The 16,541-nt window shown below is 59.1% G+C and carries 16 protein-coding genes and 1 pseudogene; 6 read left to right on the forward strand and 11 right to left on the reverse strand.

Translation table 11 applies throughout. The features are described 5' to 3' along the window. Window positions 1-463 precede the first annotated feature (463 nt). The 3 genes from NO362_RS09750 (at window position 464) to NO362_RS09760 (ending at window position 2,927) form a co-directional block, all read left to right on the forward strand. Window positions 464-844 carry a hypothetical protein gene (locus NO362_RS09750; RefSeq protein ID WP_256545078.1) on the forward strand — a complete coding sequence of 127 codons (381 nt, stop codon included), beginning with the start codon at window positions 464-466 and terminating at the stop codon, window positions 842-844. A gap of 53 nt (window positions 845-897) precedes the next feature. Next, the gene (locus tag NO362_RS09755) at window positions 898-1,401 is read left to right on the forward strand and encodes a hypothetical protein (protein ID WP_256545079.1); all 504 of its coding nucleotides are present in this window, start codon (window positions 898-900) and stop codon (window positions 1,399-1,401) included. Between the two features lie 956 nt (window positions 1,402-2,357). Next, window positions 2,358-2,927, forward strand: coding sequence for a DUF8159 domain-containing protein (locus tag NO362_RS09760; RefSeq protein ID WP_256545080.1), 570 nt, complete (start codon window positions 2,358-2,360; stop codon window positions 2,925-2,927). A 314-nt stretch (window positions 2,928-3,241) separates the two neighbouring features. Here NO362_RS09760 and NO362_RS09765 read toward each other — a convergent pair whose 3' ends face one another. From NO362_RS09765 to NO362_RS09780, 4 genes are all read right to left on the reverse strand, one after another. After that, window positions 3,242-3,508 (reverse strand): hypothetical protein, encoded by a 267-nt coding sequence (locus NO362_RS09765; RefSeq protein ID WP_256545081.1) that lies wholly within the window; start codon window positions 3,506-3,508, stop codon window positions 3,242-3,244. A 221-nt stretch (window positions 3,509-3,729) separates the two neighbouring features. After that, the gene (locus tag NO362_RS09770) at window positions 3,730-4,611 is read right to left on the reverse strand and encodes a hypothetical protein (RefSeq protein ID WP_256545082.1); all 882 of its coding nucleotides are present in this window, start codon (window positions 4,609-4,611) and stop codon (window positions 3,730-3,732) included. Between the two features lie 6 nt (window positions 4,612-4,617). Continuing rightward, entirely contained in the window at window positions 4,618-4,761 is a 144-nt protein-coding gene (locus tag NO362_RS09775; RefSeq protein WP_256545083.1) for a hypothetical protein, read from the reverse strand. 244 nt (window positions 4,762-5,005) lie between these two features. Continuing rightward, window positions 5,006-5,332: a ribbon-helix-helix protein gene (locus NO362_RS09780; RefSeq protein WP_256545084.1), complete on the reverse strand. Its 327-nt coding sequence runs from the start codon at window positions 5,330-5,332 to the stop codon at window positions 5,006-5,008. A gap of 112 nt (window positions 5,333-5,444) precedes the next feature. Between NO362_RS09780 and NO362_RS09785 the strand changes: the two genes are divergently transcribed. Continuing rightward, window positions 5,445-6,368, forward strand: coding sequence for an HhH-GPD family protein (locus NO362_RS09785; protein WP_256545085.1), 924 nt, complete (start codon window positions 5,445-5,447; stop codon window positions 6,366-6,368). Between the two features lie 12 nt (window positions 6,369-6,380). Here NO362_RS09785 and NO362_RS09790 read toward each other — a convergent pair whose 3' ends face one another. The 7 genes and pseudogenes from NO362_RS09790 to NO362_RS09820 all read right to left on the reverse strand — a co-directional run bounded on the left by NO362_RS09790 (window position 6,381) and on the right by NO362_RS09820 (window position 15,268). After that, window positions 6,381-7,004, reverse strand: coding sequence for a hypothetical protein (locus NO362_RS09790; protein ID WP_256545086.1), 624 nt, complete (start codon window positions 7,002-7,004; stop codon window positions 6,381-6,383). A 115-nt stretch (window positions 7,005-7,119) separates the two neighbouring features. Next, entirely contained in the window at window positions 7,120-8,493 is a 1,374-nt protein-coding gene (locus tag NO362_RS09795) for a geranylgeranyl reductase family protein (RefSeq protein ID WP_256545087.1), read from the reverse strand. 70 nt (window positions 8,494-8,563) lie between these two features. Then, window positions 8,564-9,658 (reverse strand): ABC transporter permease, encoded by a 1,095-nt coding sequence (locus tag NO362_RS09800; protein ID WP_256545088.1) that lies wholly within the window; start codon window positions 9,656-9,658, stop codon window positions 8,564-8,566. Next, a complete protein-coding gene (locus NO362_RS09805; RefSeq protein ID WP_256290429.1) occupies window positions 9,651-10,922 on the reverse strand; it encodes an ABC transporter permease in 1,272 nt (423 codons plus the stop codon). The genes NO362_RS09800 and NO362_RS09805 overlap by 8 nt, the downstream gene beginning before the upstream one ends. Then, window positions 10,919-12,501 (reverse strand): annotated as a pseudogene (locus tag NO362_RS09810) (ABC transporter ATP-binding protein). The gene NO362_RS09805 and the pseudogene NO362_RS09810 overlap by 4 nt, the downstream one beginning before the upstream one ends. A gap of 75 nt (window positions 12,502-12,576) precedes the next feature. Then, complete coding sequence (locus NO362_RS09815) at window positions 12,577-13,713, reverse strand: BMP family lipoprotein (protein WP_256545089.1); 1,137 nt, start codon at window positions 13,711-13,713, stop codon at window positions 12,577-12,579. Between the two features lie 187 nt (window positions 13,714-13,900). After that, a complete protein-coding gene (locus NO362_RS09820) occupies window positions 13,901-15,268 on the reverse strand; it encodes a phosphopentomutase/phosphoglucosamine mutase (RefSeq protein WP_256545090.1) in 1,368 nt (455 codons plus the stop codon). Window positions 15,269-15,503: 235 nt separating this feature from the next. On the opposite strand from NO362_RS09820, the gene NO362_RS09825 reads away from it, so the two are divergent. Both NO362_RS09825 and NO362_RS09830 read left to right on the forward strand, forming a co-directional pair. Next, window positions 15,504-16,058 carry a DoxX family protein gene (locus tag NO362_RS09825; RefSeq protein WP_256545091.1) on the forward strand — a complete coding sequence of 185 codons (555 nt, stop codon included), beginning with the start codon at window positions 15,504-15,506 and terminating at the stop codon, window positions 16,056-16,058. Window positions 16,059-16,152: 94 nt separating this feature from the next. Then, window positions 16,153-16,428 carry a hypothetical protein gene (locus tag NO362_RS09830; RefSeq protein WP_256545092.1) on the forward strand — a complete coding sequence of 92 codons (276 nt, stop codon included), beginning with the start codon at window positions 16,153-16,155 and terminating at the stop codon, window positions 16,426-16,428. Window positions 16,429-16,541: the final 113 nt, after the last annotated feature.

Raw genomic sequence — 16,541 nt, forward strand, 5'->3', positions numbered from 1 at the left:
TTAGTAAATAACCTATCAAATACCCTAGGGGATTGGGCCTCTCACGTCGCTAATGAAATTTGCTATCCGGGGATATCCATAATCTCCTGAATCCTGTAGTCTCTATCCTTGTATCGGTGGATTAGGATTCAATCACCTCCAAAACCCCAGACGAATCGATGATAATGGTCAATTCGCTAATTCGCTAATATTTGTAGGTTTTGGGGCATCTACCCACAGAATCTCGAAATATTATGATTGGGGATGTGGCATACACTAAAACCCCTGAAAACAATCGAAAGAGAAGAGATGATTACTAGTTATTCAAAATAGAGGGAGATATCTTAGGATATTACGCGCATATTTGTCCAAACTTTCCGAAAACTTGTCTGGGGGTGACTGCTACTTGTCGCTCCGAATTGATCCGGATCGAAGGAATCCCCGGTAGGATATGTTTTTTGTCCTAAATGCTGTTTCAAATAGTATGAGGTACCCTCTACAGCGTAATGATGACAATTGGGTGGAAATTCTTCTATTGATGTATCAACATAAAATCGTTACGAACCCCGAGATTGACTCTGGAATGCTCGATGCGAAAGAGATGAGCCTGTTAACCGGCTCTGCGAACAAATTTTATAGTGAGATTGAACCAAAATTTGAGGAAGATATAGACGATAGTTTGCAATATTTGATAGAAACAGGATTAGTGGAAGTCAATAACAACACTGGGGTCAAGGTATATGGACTAACCCAAGAGGGCCTACAGCTTGCCCACCAAATCAAGGCTGAGCGGCAGAGGCGACTTACGAATATCTTCCTGTCAGGGGGAATTCTTCTTGTTTCTATTTTGGCTTTGGCCTTTTAAATTAAAATGGACCGAGAGTTACGCTTTTTAGCAACACTTGAGAGGTTTTGGGTATGATTGAGAATCTGTCAAACATCCCAATGTCTGTTAGTTTCTCTTTGGGTGGTTTCTCTGGTAGTGTCTTTGGGTGGTTTTTGAATGAAGCATTCAACCAAAGAAGAGAACGACGGAGATGGTACAGTAAGATATCAAACCTAGCTCATCGAGCCAATTCAATATCTGCAGCTTGTATTGATAAACAGTCCGTTGATTATGAAGACAAGCAAGAATTCAAAGAGCTGCGGAAAGATTTCAATTCCCGCTTAAACCCTAGTATTTCTATCTCTGACTCTGTAGTAGAGAAAGCTAACCGGATCAATAACAATCTTCAATTGCTCCAAAGCGAAATCCCGATTAACAACCTAAGTGAAGGAGAAGAGTACTCAATTCCCAAGACTACTAGTTATAACGAAGTAGAAGACATCTTAGACGAGACTCGAACCTTGGCTTTGAATCTGAATAATGAAGCGGCAGGAAAAGCCAAGAGTGGTATCGAAATCTTGGGGGTTCGGATATAATGGTTTCAATCGATTTCGGTGGTGTTCTCGCGAAAATTTTTCCATCCATTCGCCAAGAGCGAAAGGCAAGGAACCGAATAAAATCCCATTATTTCTCAAATATTCAAAGTATCGAGAGCGGCGAACCTGTTAAACTGTATTCTGAGAGATGCCCACATCAATTATGGGACTATATTGAGAAAAAGCATCTCTCTGTCGAGTCTAAGATCAAGAACTTGGGTGAAAAAAAAGCGTTCTAACCATACTCGATATTCTGGGGGTAAGGAGATAAGTTCACACGACATCCCTGAAGAGCATATTGACGATCTAAAAAGCGATATGCAGTCCATCATCCTCCACATAAAAATTCAGAATTATATATTACTCGGAGCCGAGGTTCTCCTTGTTGTACTACTGATAACGGCTATTCTAGCTACCCCCTTAGTTTTGTCTGGGAAATTAGAATTATTACTTCGGTTGATATCTTAATAGCATCTGTCTAGGTGTGCTAATCCTTACAGGGGGGTGACAATGTTGCTTTAGGGTACTAAAGCAAGTCTGTCAGGGGGACTTTGGGGTCACAAGTAGTCAAAATAGATCTAGACCGCGGATGACCGGCAGGACCGCGAAATCAGTCACCACCCGATCAATCTCTCATAAGATACTACTACCATAGCGCCCACGATTAGCACAATTGCCACAATTGGCCACAGAGGACCATCTAAACTTAGTACCCACCAACTGAACGAACCCATAATTGCTATTGCTATTATTACGATAACTCCAAACCTCAATGCAGACTCAACCGGACCCATCTGAGTTGACATATTGGTTGATTTTACTTGTCATTACTTAAGTATTATTCATATGACCAGAGGATCTATCAAATACAATCTCGGGTAAATTAGACTGGGATTCAAAAGTCCTCAGAGGTAATTTGTGACTACTTTTCTGTTTGTGATTTAACTAGTTAGGGTATGATAAAACGTCGCAAAGTCTTACTCGGAATGGGTACGAGTGTTGTTTTAACAGGTTGTTCCGGCGGTTCAGATAATGGACCCACAAAAACTGAAACGTCTACGGAAGTTCCTACAGAGGCTTCTACTCCAACACCGACGGACACTCCTACTCCAACACCAACAAACACTCCTACCCCAACACCAACGGACACCTCTACCCCAACACCCACTGAGGAAGAGCCTTCAGACAAGGAAATTATGGAGATGATGGGATCAAGCTTATCTGTTTTTGGAATAACTATGCGCAGCTACTCAATCGAGGGAGATGAAGCCCAGATTGTCTATGAATCAGTTGTTGAAACCACCGACGATATTATCCAAGATATGAGAGACGTTTCTGAATCATACCACGGAGCGGTATTACAGGGGGTCTCAACTGAAAGACTATTTGCTGAAATGGCACCACCAGATCGAGATCCAGTCGGATCTTATATTATTGAGAATGAGTGGATTATGCAGATCGAAAATGATGAAATAACGGAATCTGAATTGCTATCTAAGATGCTTGGGACCCTTGAGAGCTATTAGACGATATCTTAGCTATCCTCAGTAACCAAAAACAGCTCCGAACGATTATTGAACACACCGTTCTCCTGATACATTCAGTTGAGAAGTGGATCTAAGTCCCAAATCAATAGCCCAATTCGTACTACAATCAGAGCGGTCACAACGGCACTAACCCAGAATACGACATCCAGTCTCTCAGGTGGCCATTCTGTCACAATCGTGCCGATAATAATAATTAACGTTGCATATAGAACTGCGAGATTGGTTCCGCTATCTGCGTCCATATGTCGAACAAATCAAGCATCTATACGTAATTAAATTGTTGAGAGGAATCCCTACGATTCGATGATGAGGTTGTAAAGGGCGGCCTCGATCAACTCCCCATCGTTTAGATCATTCTCCTGCTGGTACTCCTCTACAACTGAGATGATATCCCCATCTGAGCAAGTCCATCTCATCGTTTTATAGCCCGTATAAGGCGATTTGGTAGTATTTTGATTCATAGTTTCAAATTCCTTTATCAAGTTTCGCTGTATATTCCTCGTCCCAAGCACATTCGATACAATATAAACCCACTTTGAGAAGAAGTCTGGCAGATCCATATCGCTCAATGCGCAGATCCGTGTCTAGACCCTTTGCCCCGCACTTGATGCATTTGTCGGGTGTATCGATCATTTCAAGATCCAGTTTCCATTCGGTTCATATTCGTCCACGTTTTGACAGCTATCGCAGTAGACTCTAAGGGAGGGTTTGTACTCGCTAGATCCAACGAAGGCCATATCCCACTCCCCGTGGGTTTCCTCAGAATCGCAATTCTGGCATTTCATTGATCAAACACTCCCATATCCTCAACGACTCCAATCATTGTCTCCCCGTCGTGGGATTCGATTCGGACACCCTCTTTTTCTTCTGTGAGGATTCTAAGCTCTTCCTTCACTTCGGGATTGGTAGTGGTGACTCTCCGGGTTCCGTTCTCAAATTCCGCGAGATGGGTGTCATCGACCCCAGAGGGGTTCTCCTCTTCTCGGACGATGGATGGCTCAGACTGAGCTAATTCCTCATATTCCTCGCTCAGATCGGACCAAACCTCACTGTGCCGGGAGTCACCACTTCTGGCATAGCGTTCAAACGCCTCGCTAGCTGCTTCAGCCATCTCGGAGGTATCTACGTCCTTTCCTTCCAATCGATCACGGGGGTCCGGACCACTAGATCCATCTTCGAGGGCTTTGTCGGCCTTCTCTTCGAGGTATTCGGCTAATGCCGTACTTGCATTCCCCTTGCCTTTTCGCTCTCGCGCACCCTTCCGGAGCGTATCAAGTTCTTGCTCTAGTCCTCTGTCCCCTAGTTTCTCTTCGTGTCTCTCCCTCATCTCGCTCTTCATATCGGACCACGAATCGAAGTCGTCGGCCTTTAGCTCAGGATCATCATTTTCGTTAGAGGAAGAGGAAGAATCGGATTCGATATCGTCTGCTAGCTCCTCGAAAACAGGGGAGTTATTTCGCTTGGCGTGATCTCTAAATGCTTGAGCAGCCACCTCCTCCTTTCTATCGCTCTTAGATTCGCTCTTAGATAGCTCCTCTACGATAGCATCTTTGTCTCTTCCGACGATCTGCCACGAATCTCCATATTCTGACAATTCGTCAATCTCAACCTCTTTTTGAATCTGTGGTCCGCTGCCGGTGTTTACTATAGTTACTTTCGTCATAAAAAATCACTCCTGATTACTTAAAAATCCGTAGCTGTGTAGCAATTCGTTTAAAAGCTCATCGTAAGAAGAAGAATCCCGAAGGTCTTTTTCAACCGCGAGCTTCTTCCGTGTTTTGCGTTCCAAAGGAATTGTGGTTCTTTCATCCATATTTAATAATTAGGGCTACAAGTTAAAAAATGTTATGATTTTACATACCTTCTTTGGACAAGTGTTTCACTATATCCAGAATTGATTTAGAATCACTCAATCCTCACACAGCGTAGATTCTGAAGTCTTTGATCGAAGAGGATGGATACCCCTCACCTCACAAGAAAACCTACTGAGCGTACTATATGATTGATTGAGCAAGCTCAAATCGAAATGAGGAGCGAGAGGGAGGAAGGGACTAGATCTAGAATTGATACCGGCGCGGTCCATCATCTCCCGGCAGTCCACCCGGATTTTGGTTCATAGTATCCTTCGATGTGGAGTAAAGATACTCGTCGTAGGTCACGTCGTAGTCCTGTCGGAGATGGAAATCGAGCGTCCCGCGGTCGACGGTCGTCTGAAAGAGCAGATGGACCGCGCGCCGGAGCAGTTCGTCTGTCTCCTCGGTGCCGAACGCCGCCGCGAGCATCGCGAGTTCGTGGCGCGTCTCCCGGTCCAGCGAGACGGACTGCTCCTCGTCGAGGTCGCCGTAGGCCGACTCCACGTCCGCGGTGAGTTCGTCGAGACTCATACCCCAGGTTCTCGGGTGGCGCGGCCAAACGGCTTTCGTCTCGGTGCGCTCTCGATGGGGTTCGCGCGCGCCGATCAGAATCCACAAGCCCCGCCGGTCCCAGACTCCGACGATGACCGACGGCGAGGCGCTCCGGATCGACGAAGAAACCCTATCGAGCGTCCGCGAGGCGCTCGTGTCGTGGTACGAGGCCGACCACCGCGCGTTCCCCTGGCGCGAGACCGACGACCCCTACGAGATTCTCGTCTCGGAGGTGATGAGCCAGCAGACGCAACTCGACCGCGTCGTCGACGCCTGGGAGGATTTCCTCGACCGGTGGCCGACCGCGGCCGACCTCGCGGCCGCCGACCGCGCCGACGTCGTCGCATTCTGGAGCGATCACTCGCTCGGCTACAACAACCGTGCGAAGTACCTCCACGAGGCGGCACAGCAGGTCAGAGACGAGTACGACGGATCGTTCCCGCGGACGCCCGACGAACTCTCCGAACTGATGGGCGTCGGCCCGTACACGGCGAACGCGGTCGCGTCGTTCGCGTTCAACAACGGCGACGCCGTCGTCGACACGAACGTCAAGCGAGTGCTGTACCGCGCCTTCGACCTCCCCGACGACGACGCGGCGTTCGAACGCGGGGCCGAACGACTGATGCCCGACGGCCGATCTCGCGTCTGGAACAACGCGATAATGGAACTCGGCGGCGTCGCCTGCGAGAAGGTGCCAAAGTGCGACGAGGCCGGCTGCCCGTGGCGCGAGTGGTGTCACGCCTACGAGACGGGCGATTTCACCGCCCCCGACGTGCCCACACAACCCGAGTTCGAGGGAAGCCGTCGACAGATGCGCGGGCGGGTCGTCTCGACGCTCAAAGAGTACGACGAACTCGCGCTGGACGAGTTGGGGCCGCGAGTGCGAGTCGACTACGCGCCCGGCGGAACGTACGGGAGAGAGTGGCTCCGAGGGCTTCTCGAGGACTTGGCAGAGGACGGGTTGGTGGGGGTCGAACGTCGTGACGGCGACACCGTCGCGTCGCTCAAGCGGTGAATACGACGCGAGTCAGCCGTCCGGCGATCCACACGCGACGATGGTTCCACTCCGAAGATCTGGCTCGTCTCCTTCTTCGAGAGGCCCAGTGCGTGCCTCAGTCCGCAGCGCGAACCGCTCAGTGAGGTAGTACCAAACGGCAAACTCGAAGAACCCAGACGGAAGCGGCGTGGCCGTCGCAGACGACGTCGACGGATCGTCGAATTGGACGCGTCCGTCGAGACCAACGGCGAGTCCGTTCTGTGCGTCGGCGACGGCCCACTCGGGGGAATCGACGTCGACCTGCACACTCTCGAATTCGGGCAGTCTGGAGTTGTACCGATAGGCGCGCTCGTACCCGGTCGCGAACGATCGAACGGTCGGTGTGTCGATGCTGCCCGGATGCGTCGGATACCCTCTCGCTCGGGGAGAATCAGGCATCGGACGGAGTCGGTCAGCCGGATCGCAGTTGCCCTCCGCCGGCGTCTGGATCGGAATCGTCGGTTCCGGCGTATCGGTAGCTGTCGAGGACGGAGGCGGGTCCGTCGTCGTCAACGGCGTTCGATCGGCGGTCTCGGGCGAGCGGTCGGTCCCGCACCCGGCGAGGGCGGTTAGGAGGGCGGCACCAGATTTCGCAAGGAGGGCTCGTCGGTCCATACCCCTGCACGTATTCCGGTGCGGTGTAAGTGTCTTCGGTGCGTCAGCCCCCGTCGCGGCCGGCAGCGTACGATCGGGTGAGAGAGGGCGCGTAGACGGTACTCTGTTCGGCGGGTCAGTACTTCGGTTCCGCGCCGGTGACCGCGTAGATGTCGTCCATCAGGCGGTCGCGCTCTGCCTGCCAGACGTCGAGCGCCTCCGGGCGACCCGGGTACCGGCCGTAGTGCTGCATCAGGTCGTCTGCGAGGTTCTTCGTCTTGTAGAAGTGCAGGATCTGCCCCCAGTAGCCGTACGAATCCTTGACGGTCTTCGCGAGTAGCGTCGGGCCGAAAGAGGTCGTGCCGGAGTACAGCGCCTCGGCGAGCTTTTCACCGGGGAGCGACGCGAGAAGGCCCATCAGGTCGTCGACGTCGACCGCAGTAGAGAGGATGTTGTAGACGTCGAGGCCGGCGTAGCGCGCGCCGAAGTGGTCCATCACGCGCTCGTTGTAGCGCCAGAGGTTCTCCTCGCCGACGTCGCCCTCGGAGATCGCTTTGACCGCCTGCTCGCCGGCGTAGGTGCCCGCGTAAGCCGCGCCGGCGATGCCGCCGCCGGTCGTGGGGTTGACGTGGCCCGCCGAGTCGCCAGCGGCGAGGAAGCCGGGGGCGACCGCGGAGTCGTAGGGGCGGCGCGTCGGCAGCGCCGCGCCGAGTTTGTCCGTGACCGTCGCACCCTCGAACTCGGGGCGGTGCTGGAGGTCGCGGCGCAAGTCGTCGACGAGCTTCATCGGCTCTTCGTTCATCTGGAAGCCCAATCCCGCGTTAATCGTGGTTTCGGTGCGCGGGAAGTACCAGAGGTAGCCTGCGGCGCGCTCGGTGGGCTTGAACACGAGCGCGTCGTCCCACTCGACGGGTTCGGGGACTTCGACGATCTCCCGATACGCAGAGCAGAACTGCGAGTACGAGACGTTCGTATCGAAGGTGGCGTTCGAGAAGTCGGTCTTGTCCTGCAGGAGCGACAGCGAGCCCGCACCGTCGACGACGACGTCGGCGTCGTAGGTGACGACGTCGCCTTTGTGCGTCCCGCGGATTCCGGTGACAGTTCCGTCGTCGTCCTGGACGACGTCCTGAACCACCGTGTCGTAGTGGAAGTCGACGCCGGCGGACTCTGCGCCCTCGATGAGCAGACGACCGTACTCCCAGCGGTCGATGACCGCGAGTTCACCCGGAACGGGGATCTCGAGAACGGTGTCTTCCTGTGGGATCTCGAAGCGCCCGTGGTCGACGCCCGTGTTCGTGAAGGCGCCCTCGATCTGGGACTTCGGAATCGCCTCCGGGAACGCGTCCGCGCCCTTCAGCGCGTCACCGCACGCGATGTGTCCGGCTTCCTCGGCTGTCTTCCGCTCGACGATGGCGACGTCGAGGCCCTCTCTGGCGACGGTGGCCGCCGCGTAGCAGCCAGCCGTCCCCGCACCGACGACCACGACGTCGTACTCGTGGGAGGTACTCATCGTTCCGTCTCTCGCGTGCGAGCGGAAAACTCTTTATCTGTGCGACGGCCCGAGTGGGCCGGTCGCAGCCTCACTCCTCGCCGGATTCGTAGTACTCGCCGGCCGCCTCGGGCGTCCGCGTCCGACCGACCAGCGCGAGGATGACGATCACGACCACGAACGGCGTGATCCGGATGAGCTGTCGGGGGACGCCGATGCCCTGCAGTTGGAGTGCAGTCTGCATCGCGTCCAGGCCCGCAAACAGCATCGTCGAGAGGAACGCGCCGATCGGATTGTAGTTGCCGAACAGGTACGCGACGATGGCGATGAATCCCTTGCCGTTGACCATCGTCGGGCCGTTTCCGGTGAACTGCCCGAGGTCGAGCGACAGCGCCGCGCCACCCATCCCCGAGAGCACGCCGGAGAGAAGCACCGCGGCGTAGCGGACGTGTGCGACGTTCACCCCGGCGGTGTCGAGCGCCTTCGGGTTCTCGCCGCTGGCGCGGATCCACCGACCGAACGACGTGCGCTCGAAGACGTACCACGAGAGTGCGACCGCCAGAAAGAGCAGATACACCGACGGCGACGCCGAAAAGAGCGCTCCGAAGAACGGGATCTCTGAGAGGACCGGTACCGAAATGGCGCCGATCGTCGGAACGGTCGACGTGTTCGGCCCGCCGTAGATGACCTGCGAGGCGAACGGCGCGAGACCGAGCGCGATCAGCCACACCGCCAGCCCGGCGATGATCTGATCGGCCCGGAATCGGATCGTGACGACCGCAAAGAGCGCCGCGAGAAGCGTGCTCGCGATGATTCCGCCACCGAAGCCGAGCCAGACGCCGCCCGTGACGTCGGTCACGTAGACGGCGGTGAACGCCGAGATGATGAGCAGGCCTTCGAGTCCGATGTTGATCACGCCGGACTTCTCGGCGAATATGCCGCCGAGCGCGGCAAAGGCGATCGGAACCGAGAGCCGCAGCGCCGACGCGAGCGTGTTGCGGCTGGTGATGACGTCCGAGAGCGTGCCGGCGAGCGAGTCCGGAAAGAGCGCGCCGGCCGCGAGTAGGACGGCCAGTCCGCCGACCGTGGCCCACGCCACGATCTTCCGCGGCGAGTGCGTATCGAGCAGGCCGTCCGATTCGTCGCGTCGGGGCTCCTCCGAGGCGCTGCCCGTCGCATCACTCATCGGATTCACCCCCGTCGTCGCCGGACGTGCCAGAACTTCCGGCGGCCGGCTCCGGGCGTCCGCCGTCGGTTGCGACCGCGCGAGATCCGGTGTCTGTGATGCGCTTGCCGACGAGCCGGAAGAACTCCGGCATCGCGACGAAGAGGATGATGAGCCCGCGGAGCACGCCGACCAACTGCGGCGGGACGTCGGTCGCGAACTGCACGACGGTCGTCCCGCTCTTGAGCACGCCGAAGAGGAGCGCGGCGATACCGACCCCGAGCGGGTTGTTGCCGGCGAGGATCGAGACCGTGATGCCGTCGAATCCGTAGGAGGGCACGCCCGTCTGGAACGTCCCGAGAATCATCATCACGTACATCGCCCCGGCGACGCCGCCGAGTGCACCCGACAGCGTCAGACTCGCGACGACCGTCCGCGGGGCGTCGACGCCGCTGTACTCGGCGGCCTCGGGCTGAATCCCGCTGGTGCGGACGTCGTATCCGAACGCCGTGTGCTCGAGGAGGTAGTACAGCCCGGCGATCGCGAGAAGTCCGAAGAACAGCGCAACGAGCGAGAAGTCCTGGCGACCGCCGAAGAGCACCGTCGGGAACTGCGCGTACTCCGGCAACGGGACGGTCTGATTCGCCGCGCTCTCGGGGTCTTTGAACACACCGCTGACCAGATACAGCGTCACTCCGGTCGCGATGAAGTTGAGCATAATCGTGGTGATGACCTCGTTGGCGTCGGCGTACGCCTTCAGGAACCCGGGGATGGCGCCGTAGAGGCCGCCGAAGACCGCGCCGACGAGGATCCCGAACGGGACCAACACGACGGTTCCGAGGACGCCCGAGACGAGCGTCGCGCCCCAGAGGACGGCGACCGCCGTCGCCAGCGCGCCGACGACCATCTGGCCCTGCGTCCCGATGTTGAAGATGCCGGCGCGGAACGCGAGCGCGACCGACAGCCCAGCGAAGATCAGGAGCGTCGTCTCGCGGAGCGTGACCGAGAACTGCCCGTCGGGCGACCAGCCACCGCTGAGGGGGTCACCCAGTGCGCCGAGGAAGAGCCGATCGAAGACGAGGATCGGGTCGTAACAGAAGCCGGTGCCGAAGTAGTAGACCGCCTCGTTCGGCGTACACGCCGTCATCCGACCGGCGACGAGCACCAGGACGGCACCGACGAGGATCGAGAGCAGGAGCGCCGCCGTGCTGATGAGGATCCGCTCGGTCGCCGAGGCGTTGGCCAGGCGGGCGAGCACGTCGCGGGCGCGGTCGCCGACGCTCACGGGCGGTCACCGCCCGTGGCTGCCTCGGCCGAACCGCTCTCTGTCGCGTCGGTCGATACGTCCGCGTCGTCTTCGTCCGGGTGCTCTCCGGCCATCAGTAATCCGAGCTCCTCTTCTGTCGTCTCGTCGGGGTCGACCACGTCGATGAACTCGCCCTCGTAAATCACGCCGAGTCGGTCCGAGAGCCCCTGTACCTCCTCTAACTTCGAGGAGACGAGCAGGACCGCGACGCCCTGCTGGCGGAGTTCCAAGAGCCGCTCGTGAATGAACTCGATCGAGCCGACGTCGACGCCGCGAGTGGGATGCGAGGCGACGACGAGTTCGGGGTCGCGCTCGAACTCGCGGCCGACGATGAACTTCTGTTGGTTCCCGCCCGACAGCGACTCCGAGATTGCGTCGGCGTCCGGCGGTCGAACGTCGTACTCGTCGATGATCGCCTCGGCGTGGGTTCTGGTCGCCGGCCAGTCGATGCGGCCGTTCGGACCGAACTCTTTGCTATGCTGACTCCCCAACAGCGCGTTCTCGGTGAGGTCGAAGTCCATCACGAGGCCGCGTTCCTGTCTGTCTTCGGGGATGTATGCCATCCCCTCCTCGATTCGCTGTCGGCGGTGACGTCGTCGCCCAGAAATTCGATCCGGCCGTGTTGGGGGCGTCGAAGCCCCGTCAGCGCCTCGACGAGTTCGGACTGTCCGTTGCCGTCCACCCCGGCGATTCCGAACACTTCGCCCGCCCGAACGTCGAACGAGACGTCGTCGACGGCGCGAACGCCCCGGTCGTCGTCGACGACGACGTTCGAGACGGAGGCGACGACGTCGCCCGTCTCCGCGGGTGGGCGATCGACGTCGAGTAAGACCTCGCGGCCGACCATCAACTCCGCGAGGTCCTCGCGGGTCGTCTCGTCGGCTTTGACGCTGCCGACGTTGCGGCCGTCCCGGAGGACGGTGATGTCGTCGGCTGCGCGCATCGCTTCGCCCAGTTTGTGCGTGATGAAGATAATCGTCTTGCCCTGAGCGGTCAGTTCTTCGAGGACGCCGAACAGTTCCTCGACTTCCTGCGGCGTCAGGACGGCCGTCGGTTCGTCGAGAATGAGTACGTCGGCGCCGCGATACAGTGCTTTGAGGATCTCGACGCGCTGTTGCTCGCCGACCGAGATGTCCTCGACTCGGGCGTCGGGATCGACGTCGAAACCGTAGCGATCCGAGAGTTCGACGACCGCTTCGCGGGCGGCCGCGCGGTCGACAGCGAGGCCGCCCCACTTCCGCGGCTCGTTGCCGAGGGTGATGTTCTCGGTGACCGTCATCGGATCCACGAGCATGAAGTGCTGGTGGATCATCCCGACGCCGGCGTCGATCGCGTCTCTCGGCGAGTCGAACGAGCGGACCTCCTCGTCGACGAGCACGCGGCCCGAGGTGGGTTCGTAGAGTCCGTAGAGGACGTTCATAAGCGTCGTCTTCCCGGCCCCGTTCTCTCCTAAGAGTGCGTGTACGGTCCCGCGCTCGACGGCGAGGTCCACGTCGTCGTTCGCCACGACCCCGGGGAACCGCTTCGTGATTCCGTCGAGGTGGACGGCTGTGGCCATAGATCTGTTTCTCCGTGGTTCGGTGATAAACGAATAGGTTTGGATGTGTAGTGGCTCGAACGTCGCTGTGTCGGCCTACTGCGGGGTCGAGGGGACCGAGATGTCGCCCGCGATGATGCTCTCACGTGCGCTGGCGACCTCGTCTGTGACGTCCTGCGGGAGCTCCGAGCCGAGCTGGTCGCCTTCGATCAGCGCGACGCCGTCCTGTTCGAGGCCGAGGGAGACGACGCTACCGCCCTGGAAGTTGTCGTTCACGACCGACTCGATCGCGTTGTACACGGCGGTGTCGACCCGCTTGACCATACTCCCGAGGATGACGTCGGCGTAGGAGGGCTTCGTGATCGACTGGTCGCGGTCGACGCCGATCGCGAACTTGCCCTGCTCTTGGGCGGCCTGGAAGACGCCCGTACCGGTGTTCCCCGCCGCGTGATAGACGATGTCGGCACCGCTGTTGTACATCGCCGTCGCGGCCTCTTTGCCACCGGCCACGTCGTTGAAGCCGCCGACGTAGTTCGTCAGGACGTCGACGTCGCCGCTGCCGGCGTTCACGCCCGCCTCGAATCCGGCCTGGAACTTCTTGATCAGGTCGGACTCGACGCCGCCGACGAAGCCGACGCTCGTCGAGTCGCCGGCGGTCGATCCCGCGCCGGCCGAGAAGTCTCGCGTGGTGAGGAGACTCGCCATCAGGCCCGCGAGGTACGAGCCCTCGTGTTCCTTGAACGTGTAGCTCGCGACGTTCGGCGCGTCGACGACGCTGTCGACCAGCATAAAGTTCTGGTCCGGATAGCTCTCGGACGTCTGCGAGAGCGCGTCAGCCTGCAGGAACCCGATCGCACAGATCAGGTCGTAGTTCGGATCCGTCGACTGTGCGAACTGCTGCTGGAACGTCTTGAACTGGGCCACCTCGTCGGGCTGTGCCTCGTTGAACGAGATGCTGAGCTCCTCTTCGGCCTGGAGCGCGCCCTGCTGGGCCTGATCGTTGAACGAGCCGTCGCCGAGGCCGCCAGTCGCGTAGACCATCCCGACGTTGGCCGCCACGTTGCTCTCGGTCGTCTCCGCAGCGGTCGTCTCGCCGCCTTCGCCGCTGCTGTCAGAACCGCCCGACTCGGTCGTCGGTTCGGCCGTGGATCCCCCAGAGGGACCGCCGCTACAGCCAGCTAGTCCAGCGATTCCCGCGACACCAGTGGCCTTGACAAACGTACGTCTATCCATATTATGGACTCCTATTGAACACTGGGCAGCGAGATGTGCATAAATTCGTCGTTTCCGCGTCTGCACACGTCTCTGTGTGGACGAAAAACTGGACACGCACCGAGAGTTCGTGGAGCCGAGGTATGCGTCGGGTAGCGAGGTATGCGTCGGCCAGCAAGTGCGTGTCGAGCAGCTCGGAAGACGCAGATCAGGCGTCCGCCCGGTCGACGGCGGCCGCGACGACGTCAGTCACCTCGCCGACGAGCGCGTCCACGTCGTCGGCTTCCGCGTACACACGGACGTACGGCTCCGTCCCCGAGGGTCGCACGAGCGTCCACGACGCGTCGGGGAGTTCCAGTCGGACGCCGTATTCGGTGTCGACACCGGCGTCGGGGAACGCCTCCGGAAGCGCCGTCTCGAGTCGCTCCATCACAGTCGATTTCAGGTCGTCGGGGCAGTCGACGCTCACTTTCCGGTAGGGCCGTTCCGTCACGGGTGCGCGGAGGCCGTCGAGGCCTTCGGACGCGACGAGGCGCGTCAAGACGGCCGCGGAGGCGACGCCGTCGATCCAGCCGCCGTGTCGCGGGTGGATGTGCTTCCACGGCTCGGCGGCGAAGACCACGTCGCCGCCCTCGGCGCGGGCCGCAGCGATGCCCTCGTGGAGCGCCCCGAGTCGGACGCGTTCGACGCGCCCGCCGGCGTCACGCACCCGCTCGTCGATCCGACCGGAGGCGTTCGGCGTCGTCACGACGACCGGGTCGGCCGCGTCGCTGGCGCGAACGAAGTGTGCGGCCAGAATCGCCACGATCGTATCCTCGTGGACGACCTCCCCGTCGGCACCGACGATCACGATCCGGTCGGCGTCGCCGTCGTGCCCGATTCCGAAGTCGAACGCGCCCTCGCGGACGAACTCCCGGAGGTCGGCGAGCGACTCCGGCGTCGGCTTCGACTCCCGACCGGGGAAGTGGCCGTCGACCTGTCCGTTCAGCGTGACGACGCGAGCGCCGAGTTCCCGGAGGACCTGCGGCGTTCCGAGCGCGGCCATTCCGTTCCCGCAGTCCACCGCGACGTCGAGACCGTCGGCGGCCGCGCCGTAGTCGCGGGCGTACTCGACGACCGCCTGTCGGTAGTCTTCGAGGACAGCTAGATCCTCGGACGCCCCCCACTCGTCCCACGCGGTGGGCGGGTGATCGCTCGCGACCCGCGCTTCGATCGTCTGTTCGAGCGTCTGATCGTACTCCTCGCCGTCGACGAACAGTTTGATTCCGTTGTCGGTCGGTGGGTTGTGCGACGCCGTCAGCATCACGCCGTGTCGTCCCTGTGAGGCATATGCGAGTGCCGGCGTCGGGAGGACACCGACCAGTCTGACGTCCGCACCGGCTGATTCGAGTCCCGCCTCGACGGCCGCCGCAAGCGCCGGGCCGGTCGTCCGTCCGTCGCGACCGACGACGACCGTCGGTGGGCCCGCAGATTCGGCGGCGTCGGCGCCGACCGCCCGACCCACGTCGAGTGCGAGTTCAGGCGTCACCCGCTCTGTGGCCGATCCGCGAATCCCGGCGGTCCCGAAAAGTTCCATACGCTATCTGGCCCGCCGATCGCCTATAAACTCACGCTTGCGTTCCGAATCGCGACGGGCTTGGACCGCATTTACGGTGGTCCGGAGGCGTCGCCCGCGGTCCGAAACGAACCTATCTTTATGTTTTATATATTGTACAATATTGGGGATATAGTGCGAGAATTTACGCTGTATTCCGGGATCAGATTCAATTTGGGCACATACATTTAATAACCGTCTTCGAGATGCTTCAACGATGTCTGTACAAGAAGTTCAACTCCGGAGTACGCTTGCAGGGTTCACAGCGGAAGGCAAACTCCACTCGTTGAGCGTCTGGTTCATCCTCGCGCTCAGGCTGATGATGGGCCTGGCGTTCTTCCAGAGCGGTTTCGACAAGGTGCTCTCGGGGAGTTTCGGCGCGGCGGGCTACCTCCAGAACGCACCGCCGGCGAACGGCAGCCCCGTAGCAGGACTGTTCGTCTCGATGGGGCAGACGCCCTGGTTCGTCGACTTCGTGAACGTCGCCGTCCCGTGGGGCGAGGTGCTCATCGGGCTCGGGCTCCTCTTCGGCGTCCTGACCCGCCTCGCAGCGTTCTTCGGCGCGTTCCTGATGCTCCTGTTCTATCTCGGGAACTGGAGCGTCTCCCACGGGTACATCAACGGCGACTTCGCGTATATGCTCGTGTTCCTCTCGGTCGCGGCGTTCGGTGCCGGTCGAATTCTGGGCCTGGGTCAGTACATCGAACAGTACGATCTCGGAGGAGAGACGCTCGTCGAACGGTACCCCTGGGCGCGATATCTACTCGGGTAACACCGGTTCCCACCTAGAGCACGTCGTCACACGTACGATCGGCGACGAGATATATTTATCACAATCGACCCTGTAATTTCAAACAGTGGTATGTATGCTCACACCAGACACCACGGGAGCGGAGCACCATAGTCGCCGGGAGCCAGAGCCCAGTGCGGACTGCATCACGCTTTCGACGTACCTCGAATTCCTCGCAGGTGGGGCTACGGTCGCGGTCGTCTTTCTGTTCGCGATGCCGATCCTGGTCGAGTTGGCGAACCCTCTCGGAGTGCTGTCGACCACCGCGCTCGTCTTCCTGTTCCTCTTCGCGTGGTTCTCGGTGTGGGTGCTGATCCGGGTCACACAGGAGCAGATGCCGTCCCATAGCTGAGACAGACCGCCGAGCGCGAGCGTGAGGAGCACGCCGAGGACGACGACCGTCGGGTCGGACTCGTACGCCGGCGAGACTCACTCGGGACAGCCGCTCAGCCGTGAGTTCGAGCG

It is taken from the genome of Halobellus inordinatus (assembly GCF_024498335.1).
GTDB lineage: Archaea > Halobacteriota > Halobacteria > Halobacteriales > Haloferacaceae > Haloquadratum > Haloquadratum inordinatus.

Excerpts from the sequence above, each read along its gene's own strand:
- NO362_RS09750 (WP_256545078.1), top strand. The coding sequence starts at position 464 with ATGAGGTACCCTCTACAGCGTAATGATGACAATTGGGTGGAAATTCTT.
- NO362_RS09755 (WP_256545079.1), top strand. The coding sequence starts at position 898 with ATGATTGAGAATCTGTCAAACATCCCAATGTCTGTTAGTTTCTCTTTG.
- NO362_RS09760 (WP_256545080.1), top strand. The coding sequence starts at position 2,358 with ATGATAAAACGTCGCAAAGTCTTACTCGGAATGGGTACGAGTGTTGTT.
- NO362_RS09765 (WP_256545081.1), bottom strand. The coding sequence starts at position 3,508 with ATGGATCTGCCAGACTTCTTCTCAAAGTGGGTTTATATTGTATCGAAT.
- NO362_RS09770 (WP_256545082.1), bottom strand. The coding sequence starts at position 4,611 with ATGACGAAAGTAACTATAGTAAACACCGGCAGCGGACCACAGATTCAA.
- NO362_RS09775 (WP_256545083.1), bottom strand. The coding sequence starts at position 4,761 with ATGGATGAAAGAACCACAATTCCTTTGGAACGCAAAACACGGAAGAAG.
- NO362_RS09780 (WP_256545084.1), bottom strand. The coding sequence starts at position 5,332 with ATGAGTCTCGACGAACTCACCGCGGACGTGGAGTCGGCCTACGGCGAC.
- NO362_RS09785 (WP_256545085.1), top strand. The coding sequence starts at position 5,445 with ATGACCGACGGCGAGGCGCTCCGGATCGACGAAGAAACCCTATCGAGC.
- NO362_RS09790 (WP_256545086.1), bottom strand. The coding sequence starts at position 7,004 with ATGGACCGACGAGCCCTCCTTGCGAAATCTGGTGCCGCCCTCCTAACC.
- NO362_RS09795 (WP_256545087.1), bottom strand. The coding sequence starts at position 8,493 with ATGAGTACCTCCCACGAGTACGACGTCGTGGTCGTCGGTGCGGGGACG.
- NO362_RS09800 (WP_256545088.1), bottom strand. The coding sequence starts at position 9,658 with ATGAGTGATGCGACGGGCAGCGCCTCGGAGGAGCCCCGACGCGACGAA.
- NO362_RS09815 (WP_256545089.1), bottom strand. The coding sequence starts at position 13,713 with ATGGATAGACGTACGTTTGTCAAGGCCACTGGTGTCGCGGGAATCGCT.
- NO362_RS09820 (WP_256545090.1), bottom strand. The coding sequence starts at position 15,268 with ATGGAACTTTTCGGGACCGCCGGGATTCGCGGATCGGCCACAGAGCGG.
- NO362_RS09825 (WP_256545091.1), top strand. The coding sequence starts at position 15,504 with ATGTCTGTACAAGAAGTTCAACTCCGGAGTACGCTTGCAGGGTTCACA.
- NO362_RS09830 (WP_256545092.1), top strand. The coding sequence starts at position 16,153 with ATGCTCACACCAGACACCACGGGAGCGGAGCACCATAGTCGCCGGGAG.